At 56.7% G+C, this 12350-nt stretch carries 10 protein-coding genes; 2 read left to right on the forward strand and 8 right to left on the reverse strand.

Going from position 1 to position 12350, the window contains the following annotated elements; genetic code table 11:
• Window positions 1-1275, reverse strand: coding sequence for an allantoate amidohydrolase (locus OHL19_RS09175; protein ID WP_263357355.1), 1275 nt, complete (start codon window positions 1273-1275; stop codon window positions 1-3).
• A complete protein-coding gene (gene allB, locus OHL19_RS09180; protein ID WP_263357356.1) occupies window positions 1272-2789 on the reverse strand; it encodes an allantoinase AllB in 1518 nt (505 codons plus the stop codon). Before allB ends, OHL19_RS09175 begins: the two co-directional genes overlap by 4 nt.
• Window positions 2790-2825: 36 nt before the next feature.
• On the opposite strand from allB, the gene OHL19_RS09185 reads away from it, so the two are divergent.
• Window positions 2826-3323: a nucleoside deaminase gene (locus OHL19_RS09185; RefSeq protein ID WP_263357357.1), complete on the forward strand. Its 498-nt coding sequence runs from the start codon at window positions 2826-2828 to the stop codon at window positions 3321-3323.
• 25 nt (window positions 3324-3348) lie between these two features.
• Here OHL19_RS09185 and OHL19_RS09190 read toward each other — a convergent pair whose 3' ends face one another.
• Entirely contained in the window at window positions 3349-4425 is a 1077-nt protein-coding gene (locus tag OHL19_RS09190; RefSeq protein WP_263357358.1) for a cobalamin-independent methionine synthase II family protein, read from the reverse strand.
• Between the two features lie 331 nt (window positions 4426-4756).
• On the opposite strand from OHL19_RS09190, the gene OHL19_RS09195 reads away from it, so the two are divergent.
• Window positions 4757-6205 carry an NCS1 family nucleobase:cation symporter-1 gene (locus OHL19_RS09195; protein ID WP_263357359.1) on the forward strand — a complete coding sequence of 483 codons (1449 nt, stop codon included), beginning with the start codon at window positions 4757-4759 and terminating at the stop codon, window positions 6203-6205.
• 21 nt (window positions 6206-6226) lie between these two features.
• On the opposite strand, the gene OHL19_RS09200 is transcribed toward OHL19_RS09195, so the two are convergent.
• The 5 genes from OHL19_RS09200 to OHL19_RS09220 form a co-directional block, all read right to left on the reverse strand.
• Window positions 6227-7585 carry an aminotransferase family protein gene (locus OHL19_RS09200; protein ID WP_263357360.1) on the reverse strand — a complete coding sequence of 453 codons (1359 nt, stop codon included), beginning with the start codon at window positions 7583-7585 and terminating at the stop codon, window positions 6227-6229.
• Window positions 7586-7705: 120 nt separating this feature from the next.
• Window positions 7706-8152, reverse strand: a complete 447-nt coding sequence (locus tag OHL19_RS09205) for an RES family NAD+ phosphorylase (protein ID WP_263357361.1) — start codon at window positions 8150-8152, stop codon at window positions 7706-7708.
• A gap of 10 nt (window positions 8153-8162) precedes the next feature.
• A complete protein-coding gene (gene parS, locus OHL19_RS09210) occupies window positions 8163-8618 on the reverse strand; it encodes a type II RES/Xre toxin-antitoxin system antitoxin (protein WP_263357362.1) in 456 nt (151 codons plus the stop codon).
• A gap of 160 nt (window positions 8619-8778) precedes the next feature.
• Window positions 8779-9558 carry a hypothetical protein gene (locus OHL19_RS09215; protein WP_263357363.1) on the reverse strand — a complete coding sequence of 260 codons (780 nt, stop codon included), beginning with the start codon at window positions 9556-9558 and terminating at the stop codon, window positions 8779-8781.
• 253 nt (window positions 9559-9811) lie between these two features.
• On the reverse strand, window positions 9812-12277 hold the full coding sequence (locus OHL19_RS09220) for an ATP-dependent Clp protease ATP-binding subunit (protein WP_263357364.1): 2466 nt from the start codon (window positions 12275-12277) through the stop codon (window positions 9812-9814).
• Between the last annotated feature and the right edge of the window lie 73 nt (window positions 12278-12350).

Below are 12350 nucleotides of genomic sequence, written 5' to 3' on the forward strand. Positions count from 1 at the left end.
CTATCGCTTCCAATCGCTCCGGGCACACAGCCGGCGCAAAAACAATCCGCCAATTTTTAGCGCCGCCTCAACATCCGCCTCGAGAACGGTTTCGTCGGGATGATGACTGACCCCACCCGGGGAGCGCAAAAAGAGCATGGCAGTCGGTAGACGCGTGGCCATCACCATTGCGTCGTGGCCCGCGCCGCTGGTCATGTGCCGCTCTGCAAATCCGGCAGCCGCAACAGATTCCGCCAGCAATGCCGTCATCTCCTCGTCCATCGGAACCGCGACCTGCTCCAGCAGACGGCGAGCCTCGCATCGCACTCCGCGCCTGGCCGCGATCGCTTCGGCCTGCCGGGTCAACGTGTCGATGGCCTCCTCGCGAACGAAATCCCGGGCGTGGCGAAGATCGAGGCTCACGCGCACATTGGCGGCGATCACGTTTCCGGCATTGGGCTGCGCAACGATCCTGCCCACGGTCGCGACCAACCCGTCCGTCTTGTTGGCCAACGCCTCGACGGCCAGAATCCATTCGGCCGCAGTGGTCATGGCATCCTGCCGCAAATGCATCGGAGTCGTTCCGGCATGGTTGGCACGCCCCTGAAAACTGAATTTGCAGCGCGTCTGCCCCACAATGGCGGTGACGACAGCGACGGACAGCCCTTCGGCCTCAAGCACCGGGCCCTGCTCAATGTGAATTTCAAAAAAGCCAATCGCATCTTCGCCCACGATTGCCTCCTCGATTGCGCCAATGCCCGGCCCTGAATTGAGCGCTAAGTTCAATCCTGAGTTGAGTCCAAAGTTGGCAATGGCCTGCCCCACCGAGATGCCCTCGGCATCCGTGAGCGCCAGCAGAGCAGGATCGAAGCGACCGGCCATCGCCCGGCTACCGAGAAATGGAACACCGAATCGCACACCCTCTTCCTCTGAAAACGCTACGACCTCAATCGCCAGAGGCAGGGAACTCGCCCGAGCCTCAGCCGCGAGGTGCAAGGCCAGAACAACCCCAAGCACACCATCAAACGCCCCGGCATCGGGAACAGTATCGATATGCGAACCAATCACCAGGCGCTTTTGCATAGACGCGTCCGATTGAAGGCAGCCGCGCAGGTTGCCGACCGCGTCGATGGAAACCGCCATGCCCAGCTCTTCCATACGCCTGCGAAGATAGGCATGAACCTGGGCGACGGGCGGAGTCAGAAACCGCCGGGTCGTGCGCCCCGGTTCTTCGGTCATGGTTGCAAGCAACTGGCATTCGGCAAGGACTGCGGCGGCCCTCGTTCGATCACTCATGCATTTCGCCGCAATTCGCGTCCTCGCGGCACCGGGTCCATGACGGCATCGGAACCGCGCCCCCAGAAAATGCATTCGCCACGGAGATAGGTTTCAAGCACACGTCCGCGAAGTTGCGCTCCAAGATAAGGCGAAAGCTTATGCCGGAAGCGAAGATCCTGCTCCGTCACAGTCCACTCTTCATCCGGATCGAAGATCACGACATCGGCGTCATATCCAATAGCGAGGGCGCCTTTTTGTCCTTGCCTGCCCTCAACTCCAGCTACACCAGCCAGCCCCGCCAGGCGTGCCGGTTCCTGGGCCAGCCATTTGGAGAGCAATTCCAGATCCCTGGCTTCCAGATCTTTGGATTCCAGATCTCTGCCACGGTGCTTCAGGCCGGTCCACACAATCGGCAGCGCCAGCCCAAGGCTCGCGATTCCGCCCCAGGCCTCATCGAAACGCCCGGTTTCCTTCTGTTTCAACTCGGGTTCACATGGGGAGTGGTCGGTAGCAATCATGTCGATCACGCCCTCGCGCAATCCGTTCCAGAGAGCGTCGCGGTTTGCCGCGCTGCGAATCGGCGGCGCACACTTGTACTCCGTCGCTCCATCGGGAATCTCTTCCGAGGCAAACCATAGATATTGCGGGCAGGTCTCGACAGTAATCTTCAGCCCGGCAGCGCGAGCCTTTTTCAGAATGGGCAACGCCTGAGCACTCGATAGATGCACCACATGCAGCGGCGTGTCGAAGACGACGGCCAGTGCAATCAGCATCTCGATCGCTTCCAACTCCGCCTCATCCGGCCTGGAGGCGAGATAGGTGGCATATTTTCGCCAGTCGCGCTGCTCGGAGTTGAGAAGCGCCGTCGCCTGTTCGACAGGCCCGGCCAGCTCCGCATGCGCCAGCAACGGCAGTCCGGAACCGTGCAGCTTGTCGAGAGCTACGCGTAGCTGCGGTTCATCGACCCAGGCAAAATCGTCAATGCCGGATGGCACCAGGAAGCATTTAAATCCCGCAACGCCTGCCTCGGCCAGCGGAAGCAACTGCTCCTCATTGCCGCCGATGCCCCCGTTGCCGACGATTCCACCCCAGGCTACCCAATCAACCCAGGCTTTTCCTTCGGCAGCTTTTCGCTTGGCTTCGAGTGCATCCGGTGACAGAGTTCCCGGTACGGAGTTAAGCGGCATATCCACAAGCGTAGTTACACCGCCTGCGGCTGCTGCCTGGGTCGCCGTGGCAAATCCCTCCCACGCGATGCGGTTGCCATCTCCATCCCCCGCATCATTGATGTGAACATGTGTGTCGACCATGCCCGGCATCAGGACGAAGTCGCCATAGTCACGCAGATGCGCATCTGGCGGTACATTTCCCCACTCGGCTACTTCGAAGATACGCCCGGCTTTTACCAGCAGAATTGCGGGCCGTACACCTTCTGTCGTTACGACTCGCGTTGACCGGAACGCCCATGTGCGCGTTTCTTTCCAGTTTTCCGCAGGAGATTGACTCGTACTTTCACGAAAACCCTGTGCCATACTGTCCTTAATCCTCGGAGAATTCCTGAAGCCTAAGTGTATCGGAGGTATGCCCTGCTCAATCAGCCAAATCCAGCTCATCTTCGCCGCGCTATTGCACTCGCGACCGAAAACGTACTCTCCGGCAAAGGCGGCCCGTTCGCTGCAGTGATTGTTCGCGATGGAGAAGTTATTGCAGAGGCAGCCAATTCCGTCACTACGAGCAATGATCCCACAGCTCACGGCGAAGTGAACGCGATTCGTGCAGCATGCAAAGCGCTGGGCACATTCACGCTGACAGGCTGTGAGATTTACTCCAGTTGCGAACCATGCCCGATGTGCCTGGCCGCCATCTATTGGGCCCGGCTCGACGCGCTCTATTACGGCAGCAATCAGCAGGATGCAGCCAGGGCTGGCTTTGACGATGCCTATCTCTATGACGAGTTGCGTAAGGTGTACGCGGACCGCAGCATCCCCTCGCAGCAACTGCTTCAGGCCGATGCATGGGAGTGCTTTTCAGCGTGGATCGATCATCCGGCAAAAGTGGATTACTGAGGCTGGCAGCGTTTTTCGCGCTGCTTCAAATACCAAGTTCGCGCGCTGCCATCTCTGTTCCCTCAACCCTCGCCTGAATCTTGCGGAAAGCAGTTTCACGAGCAGTGGATGTATCGTCCGCAAAGGGCGCAAAGCCGCAATCATCCGTTGTCCCCAGTTGCTCCGGTGGCAGAAAAGATGCCGCCTCCAGAACGCGCTCACGCACTTCCATCGCACTCTCCACACGAGGATTAATCGGATCGATAACACCGATGAAGACCAGGGGCTTTGCATCGGAAACCTGCGCAGCCAGATCTCTCACCAGCTTCAACACACGCCCACGATCCGGCTCACTCGCCATCTGCAGGTAAAAGCGACCGACCCGCATCTGGAATAAATCCGGTAACAAACCTGCATAGTCCACATCCGCAGAGTGAGTCGAATCATGATCCCCACCGGGGCATACATGCACGCCAATGAGACAACGTTCCTCGGCAGAGAATCGATCCAGCACATGGTTATTCAGCGCGATAAAACTTCGCAGTAATCCACCGCTCGGATCGAGCTTTAAAGACAACCGTCCCTCGGTGAAATCAATCTGCACACTATCCGCGCCTGCATCGAGAGCGCCGCGAATATCTGTCTCGGCCTCGTCCAGCAGATCGGCTACAAATTCTTCCCGGGCATACCCGGCAATGCCGTCGCTCGGATAGAGCAGACTCAATGCGGAAGCCGAAATCACCGCCTGCTTGATTGGCCGTTGCGTATAACTGCGCGCGGCCTTGAGATAACTCGACGCATGAATTCCATATCGAAACGGACGGGCAGTCAGTCGCGGCAACGGGCGCTGATGTCCATCCGCAAACGGAATCACCACACCATCCGGCGCAAGATTTGTAAGGCCGCTCAGGGGATAGGTGGCAAAGCTTGGCTTCGTCTGTTCGCCATCGGAGAGCACCGGCGATCCCGTCTGCTCCAGACGCGCAATCGTGTCCTTGAGGGCTGCCACGTAGGCTTCGTTCAACACCTCTGAACTCACGATGCCGGCTTGAAAAGAAACCATTGCCTGAATCAATTCAGGAGGACGAGGTATGCTGCCAATCAACTCAGTCGGAATCGCCATGCGCAAAATCCTATCAAGCTTTTGCCGATCCGCACGTCCACCCAAAGGATGAGTCGAGTGGAGGGGAACAGGACAAATCGGCATGCACTGTTGATAACGCGTTCAGTCCAGTTGTGCGATCTATTGCTGTGCTCACACGAAGCATAGATAGAGTTCCCCGCTAAAAAACGATTGCTCTTGCAGCCCCTTTGCGATATTTTCAGAGACTCATCTACCTCCCTGTTTTGAGGCCTCCCTGTTCTGAGAACTCTCTGTTTTTGAGACCGCCGCAGTGAGGCCAGAGATCTAACTCTCTTTCTGATTCCTTCACGCATACCCATCCGGAGGCCCGTTGAGCACAGCCGCAAGCGCCATCGACTCTACTCTCATCAATGACGACCTCGCGCCCACGACAGCCGCACAGCGTACATGGGGAACCTATAACTACATTGCGCTCTGGTTCTCCATGTCGATGGAAATTACGACTTATCAACTTGCAAGCTCGCTCATAGCGAAGGGCATGGACTGGAAGCAGGCAGTCGGTACCGTGTTGCTCGGCAACCTTATCGTGCTCGTCCCGATGCTGCTCAACGCACATGCCGGAGCCCGGTATGGCATTCCGTTTCCAGTCTTTATTCGCGCACCTTTCGGTGTTCGTGGCGCCAACCTCCCGGCAATCCTGCGTGCGCTCGTTGCATGCGGCTGGTTTGGTATTCAAACATGGATCGGTGGCATGGCCATTCACTCCATGCTGCTGGTGGCATGGCCCGGCGTTGCGCAGGCAGAGTGGGTTCTCTGGGCTTGCTTTCTCGGCTTCTGGTTATTGAACATGGTGGTGGTGTGGCGCGGCGTCGAATCCATTCGCTATCTACAGGGCTTTGGAGCGCCGTTCATGTTTGTGATGGCTGCTGCGTTGTTGATCTGGGTGCGCGTCAAGGCAGGCAGTTTTGGCTCGATGCTTTCAACTCCGAGCAGGTTTCATTCATGGCATGAATTCCTGCCTGTCTTCTTTCCAACACTCACAGGAATCGTCGGCTACTGGGCAACCCTCGCTTTAAACATTCCGGACTTCACTCGCTATTCAAAATCACAAGGCGCGCAGATTGTTGGACAGGGCTTTGGCCTGCCTGTCGCAATGACTCTGTATACCTTTGTCGGCATCGCGTGTACCTCGGCATCGGTTGTATTGTTTGGTGAGCCCATCTGGAACCCGATAACTCTGATAGGTCGTTTCCATCAGCCGGTTATAGCGTTCGTCGCACTTATCGCCATACTTGTAGCGACGCTCAACGTCAACATAGGAGCCAACGTAGTCTCCCCATCAAATGATTTTTCCAACCTGTATCCGAGGCTGATCAGCTATCGCACCGGAGGCATGATTACCGGCTTTCTAGGACTGGCGATGCAGCCCTGGAAGCTGCTCGCCACTCCGGATGCCTATATCTTCGGATGGCTTGAGGGCTACTCCGGATTGCTGGGACCGGTGGCAGGAATCATGATCTGTGATTACTTCTTTATCCGCAGGACAAAGCTCGATGTGAACTCGCTCTATCACCGCGACGGAATCTATCACTACAGCAAAGGCATCAACCCGCGCGCGATTATCGCGCTCGTAGTTGGCGTTGTTGTTGCATTGATAGGCATGTTCGTTCCAACGTTGCGTTTCCTTTACGACTACAGTTGGTTCGTCGGATTTTTTCTCGCAGCGCTGATCTATGCATTCCTCATGCACTTATCCCCTGTGCCGATTATGGAGCAGGGCATGAAGCCGAACAAAGGCCCAATTAACGTCCAGCATTGACGCCAGGTATTCGAGACAACATTACTTCACCAGCGCATCCGCAATCGAGAGCGCTTCGTCCAGTGCGTCGATGCCTTCATCGAGTTCGGCTTCGGTGACGATCAGCGGCGGCGCGATTACGAAGTGGCTTATCCAGGCCTGCTGCGCTACGCCGCGAGCCATCATCTTAGCCGCAATCTGATCGACGACAAGCGGCTTGCCCTCGACCTTATCGCTCATCGTGTTGAAAGGCTCCTTGGTCTCGCGATTCTTGACGAGTTCAACCGCCCAGAAGAGGCCCATGCCGCGCACATCGCCGATGGAGGGATGTTTATCTTTGAGCGCTTCCAGCTTGGTGCGCACATACGGTTCAAGCGACGCGGCTCGCTCTACCAGGTTGAGACGCTGCATTTCTTCGATCGTAGCGACAGCCGGTCCCAGGGTCATGGGGTGCGCTTCGTAGGTGTGTCCGTGGGCGAAGTAATGCTCTTCGAAGTAGTCGGCTATCTTAGTCGTAGTGGCGCAGAGGCCAAGTGGAACATAGGCGGAAGTTATGCCTTTGGCTGTGACGAGGATGTCGGGTTTTACTCCCCAGTTATCGACGGAGAACCACTTACCCGTGCGTCCCCAGCCAGCCATAACTTCATCGGCGATGAGCAATACGCCATTTTCTTCGCAGATAGCTTTGAGCCGCGGCAGATATTCTTTCGGCGGAACAAGTACGCCGTTCGTTCCCACGACTGGTTCTACGATGACCGCAGCAACATCGCTCTCATTACGGATCATGTGCTCGATGTAATCCGCACACGCGATGTTGCAGCCGGGATAGGTGTGCTTGATAGGGCACTTGTAACAGTTCGTCTCAGGCGCGAAAACGAAGCCCTGCCCCTTGCCGCCTGGCTCCATCGCCCAGCGACGCGGATCGCCTGTCGCTGCAATCGATGCAGTGGTAGAGCCATGATACGAACGATAGCGCGAAATGATCTTGGTCTTGCCCGTATACATGCGCGCAATCTTGAAGGCCGCTTCATTGGCCTCCGTGCCTGAAGTTGCGAAGAAAAACTTCTCCAATCCCTCAGGCAGCACTTCGAGAAGCTTCTTGCTCAGGCGTGCTCGCGAGGTTGTCGCATATCCCGGAGCCATGTAGGGAATATCGCGCGCCTGCTCCGCAATCGACTCGATGACGCGCGGATTTTTGTGGCCCAGATTGACGCACATGAGCTGAGAGGAAAAATCCAGATACCGCTTGCCCGCCGCATCCATGAAGTAGCAACCCTCAGCGTCCACCACATGCATTGGCTTCCATGTCTTCTGGATGCGCCATGTTCCGTAGTTATTGGCGCGCGTGATAGATGTGACTTCTTCCGTAGTTAACAGGCCGTTGATAAGTGCGTCACTCATGGATTATTCCCCCGCAAGTTGGTCCTCAAATCCTACCACTACTGCATCCCGCACCTTCTAATATCCGAGAAGGTCGATCACGATCAGCGCTCTTCAGGCTGCGATGGCAATGCATTTTCTTTAGAAGAAACGGGCATCAAATGGGTGTTCATACGTCCTGGTAATTTTCAGCAGATTGGCTTCGGCGTGCCGAGGATTTACGAGCATGTTCCATGTCTCGGGGACCAGTACGCTGGGAACTTGCAGTAGAAAGGAACGTCCTTCAGAAAGCCACAGATCCCCCACCGCCTGCGTCACGGTCATGTCGTCGGTCCAGTTAGCAGTGAATGTATCGGCTTTGACTGTTTCTTGTGAAAGCGTATCCGGCCCTTCAATTCTCAGCACCTGAAAACGCTCAGGGCGATCCTCGGAGTCGATTTCGAGATGGACAAGGATTTCAAGCAAGGCGGTTGCTGGATTCAAGGTGCAATAGACGACCGGACGGCCCTTTGTGTGCCAGCGGCCGGACACATACAGGCCTCCCACTCCGTCTAAAGTCTCGTGGTTACTGACTCTCCAGAGGATCACAGGGCAATTCTCAAGCCGCGAATCCGTAGTCGAGTTGCAACAGCATCTCTTCTACAAGTCGCGCGCCAGCCTCAGTCCGCAGCATCTCAAGTGGGCTGCGTCCCTCGAAACGAGCCTTTGCCTTGCGTAGCCAACGCGAGGCTTTCGCGTCATCGCCAAAAACCTCTTCAGCGAGTGAGGTGACACGAGCGATCCGAACGGCGCGGTCCGATTCATCGTGGGTCAGAGACTCATGGCGAGTTTTGCGGTGTGCCAGGGTTCGTCGCGGAAGAATGAAGCTGTAGATTTCTTCATCGCTCATCCCATGATTGGAAAGCGACTCGACAGAGGCGAGCGGGAGGCGTTCATCCACCAGCCGGGCGAGGTCACGGTCTGAGCGTAAGGGCGTCACCCCAAGTTTGGCCTCTATGCGGCGATAGAACATCGCCGGTTCTCGCCTGGCACGAACCTCGGCAGCTTGAGCCATAAAGACCTCCCTGGCAACCTGCCAAAATTATAGTGGCAACTTGCTCAAGTCGCAACTAAGGCCAAATCTTCTCAAATCTGCCTGCCACAAGCGCAGAGCTGCAGCGATCTTCCCAATTAGGAAACGTCTGCCTCCGGAAGTAGGATAACCACAAATTCGCCTAGCTGAAGTGTCTCGCCCACGCCTCTACCCATGCGGTCGAGAGCGTTCTCCACGGTCCCCAGAAATACAACAGCGTGGCGCCATACTCGGTCAACAGCAGGGCCGCCGCGCCCATCACAAAAGACCGGATCAAGCGACCACGCCACCAGTCCCAGGCGACCATCAGGACAATCAGCAGCACATTGCCATAGAACACTTCGGCGAACCATGGAATCACGTGGGTTGGCTCGGGCAGGAAATACCCGGAAATGCGCGAGAACCCAGGATCGGCCAGCGAGACTGTCGCCAGTATCATCATTCTCTTGTGCGCAGCCGGATTCTTCCTGAGCGCTATTCCCCATGCCAGCAGAATCAGAAACCCGGCAATATCCAGCAGGTTCACCGACAGAAACGGCGGACCGCTCGGGTCGTCGTGTAAATGCGGCACCTTGGACGCCATCGCCGCCCACGGTCCCATCACTGCCATCAGGCACGCCCATCCCGCGGCAAACCAGCCCAGCCTGCGATGCCATGCCACACGGTCGCGCAGCACCAGCAGCACCTGCGCCGCCAGCAATAACAGCCATATCGTGAACACAGCCGCATGTACATGCACAACCCAGGACGCTGGGGGATTTTCATGCATGTACCGGGGAATATCCATGCCGAATCCGGCAATGATTCCCACACACAGGATGCCGAGCCACACCGCAGAAGGCACGCGGTCTTCCCGTGCGCTCCACGTGCCACGCACATGCAACTTCGCCCTCGAACTTCGTACCGTCGGCGCTGTCGCCATCCACACCTTCTGTTGTTGTCTTGGAATAAGGTTGCTGGATAGACCTGTGGACGTCAACCAAATTTCTGGCGAATGCTTTGTTTCTGTGACCGAAGATGTCGTGGATGGCAGGCTCGAAAGCAAAAGCAGATTCCCTGCGGAAATGACAGCAAGAAAAGCAAAAGACTGACCCTTTGCTTAGGGTGACAACTGGAGATGCAAAAGCAAACCCCCGGCTGGTGGCCAGGGGTTTGTGGTTGAGTTGGACTTTGTTTTATGCGCTGTAAAGCAGGATTCCGTCGGTCTTTTCTTCCGACTCGCTGGGCGTGTTCGAGACCGAGCGATAGAAGAGTTGGTTGTTGACGATGTAGACCTCCAGGAAGGCAGGACGATCGGTGATGTGGCCGCCGATGAGTGCTTCCGAGAGCGGGTCTTCAATGTAGCGTTGCAATGCACGGCGCAGAGGACGTGCCCCGTAACTGCGGTCGCCGAGGGTCTTGTCGAGAATCCACTTCTTGGCTTCACCATCCACTGAGATAGTGATCGATTTCTGCGCCAGATTCGCGTTGAGCTGGTTGACCAGCAGGTCCACGATCTGGATCAGGTCTGCATCCGACAACGACTGGAAGAGGATGACTTCATCGATACGATTGAGGAACTCTGGATTGAAGGTGCGTTTGACTTCACCCTTCACCAGCTCTTCAATCTTCTCCATCACCAGGTCTTCACGATCGCTTGAGAAGCCGAGGCCTTTGTTCTTCTGCAAGTGCCGCGCGCCAATGTTGGAGGTCATGATGATGATGGTGTTCTTGAAGTCGACCGTGTTGCCGAGGCCGTCGGTGAGCTGCCCGTCTTCAAAGACCTGCAATAGCAGGTTGAAGACATCCGGGTGCGCCTTCTCGACTTCGTCGAGCAGTACGACAGAGTAGGGCGAACGCTTGACGCGCTCGGTCAACTGACCGCCTTCTTCGTAGCCGACGTAGCCCGGAGGCGAACCGATCAGCTTCGATACGGAATGCTTCTCCATGAACTCCGACATATCGAAGCGGATCAGTGCCTTCTCGCTGCCGAAGAGGAACTGCGCCAGGGTACGCGCGACTTCCGTTTTGCCGACGCCGGTGGGGCCGAGGAAAAGGAAGCTGCCGATGGGTCTTGCTGGAGACTTGAGGCCTGCGCGGGAGCGACGAATCGCACGTGCCAGCGCAGAGATTGCCTTGTCCTGCGAGATAACGCGCCGGTGAAGTTCTTCTTCCACGCGGAGCAGTTTTTGCGTCTCTTCTTCCTTGATCGAAGTGATCGGCACACCTGTCCAGCGGCTGACTACGTCCTCGATATCTTCGCGGCCTACGATACCGGCGGCGGAGTCATCGAGATGATATTTTTCGCGCAGGGTGCGAAGATTCTCGCGCTCTTTGCGTTCTTCGTCGGAGTAGAACCGCGCCTTCTCAAATTCATGATTGGCAATCGCGTTTTCCATGCGATGCACTATGAACTTGATACGCTTTTGAACCTCGGTAATCTCTTCGGGAAGGGAAGTCTGGCGAAGCTTTACGCGCGCGCCCGCTTCGTCGATGAGATCGATAGCCTTGTCAGGCAGGAAGCGATCCGGGATGTAGCGATTCGAGTGCGAGACAGCGAATTCGATGGCCGCATCGGTGTAGCTGACCGCGTGGAACTTTTCGTAACGATCCTTGATGCCCATGATGATGCGGATGGCATCGACTTCGTTAGGCGGCGGGACTTTTACGGCCTGGAAGCGGCGTTCGAGCGAGCGATCTTTTTCAATCGATTTGCGGAACTCCGCCGGTGTCGTCGCGCCGATGCACTGAATCTCACCGCGTGACAGAGCGGGCTTGAGGATGTTGGCTGCGTCGAGCGAACCCTCCGCAGAACCGGCGCCAACCAGCGTGTGCAACTCATCTATGAAGACGATGGAGTTTTGATTCTCCATCAGCTCTTTCATGATGGTCTTGAGACGCTCTTCGAACTGGCCGCGATATTTTGTTCCTGCGACGATGAGCGAAAGATCGAGCGCAAGCACGCGCTTGTCGGCGAGGAAACTCGGTACTTCGCCATCTGCAATGCGCTGAGCAAGGCCTTCGACGATAGCCGTCTTACCTACGCCAGGCTCGCCGATCAGCACGGGATTGTTTTTGGTGCGGCGGCAGAGGATTTGGATAACTCGTTCAAGTTCACCGTCGCGGCCGACGAGTGGATCGAGCTGGTTGTCCATCGCCGACTGCGTAAGATCGCGGCTGAACTCAGCCAGCAGGCTGCTCTCACGCTGACGGGCCTGCGTTGGCGCTTTCTCCTGCGTAACGCGTGCCAGCTCTTCGCGAATCTGCGCCAGCTTCAGGCCGCGCTCCTGCAATATCTCAGCCGCGAAGCACTTCTCTTCACGCAGCAATCCCAGTAGCAAATGTTCCGTGCCGATATGCTTGTGGCCTAGTCGCTCGGCCTCTTCCGCTGCATAGGCGAGCACGCGCTTGCATTCATTCGAGAGCGGCAAATCGACGGAGGTCGAAACCTTCTCGCGGATGGTGGTATGCGCCTCAATCTGCTTGCGGATCGACTCCACCGAAGCATGGGAGCGCAAAAATCGGTTGGTGAGTGCCTTGTCTTCGCGCAACAGGCCGAGCAGCAAGTGCTCAGTCTCGATGTAAGGCGAGCCGAACTGGCTGGCCTCATATCTGGCAAAGAAAATAACGCGCCGCGCCTTCTCCGTGTAGCGTTCGAACATGATGCTCCTTTTCGTATGACTATCGGCTGCGGTGGCTGTTCGCGAGAAACATGCGAACAGGTTGGGTTGGGAA

Source organism: Acidicapsa ligni, from assembly GCF_025685655.1.
Lineage (GTDB): Bacteria > Acidobacteriota > Terriglobia > Terriglobales > Acidobacteriaceae > Acidicapsa > Acidicapsa ligni.

Coding starts and splice junctions, on each gene's coding strand:
- OHL19_RS09175 (WP_263357355.1), bottom strand. CDS start 1,275: ATGAGTGATCGAACGAGGGCCGCCGCAGTCCTTGCCGAATGCCAGTTG.
- allB (WP_263357356.1), bottom strand. CDS start 2,789: ATGGCACAGGGTTTTCGTGAAAGTACGAGTCAATCTCCTGCGGAAAAC.
- OHL19_RS09190 (WP_263357358.1), bottom strand. CDS start 4,425: ATGGCGATTCCGACTGAGTTGATTGGCAGCATACCTCGTCCTCCTGAA.
- OHL19_RS09200 (WP_263357360.1), bottom strand. CDS start 7,585: ATGAGTGACGCACTTATCAACGGCCTGTTAACTACGGAAGAAGTCACA.
- parS (WP_263357362.1), bottom strand. CDS start 8,618: ATGGCTCAAGCTGCCGAGGTTCGTGCCAGGCGAGAACCGGCGATGTTC.
- OHL19_RS09215 (WP_263357363.1), bottom strand. CDS start 9,558: ATGGCGACAGCGCCGACGGTACGAAGTTCGAGGGCGAAGTTGCATGTG.
- OHL19_RS09220 (WP_263357364.1), bottom strand. CDS start 12,277: ATGTTCGAACGCTACACGGAGAAGGCGCGGCGCGTTATTTTCTTTGCC.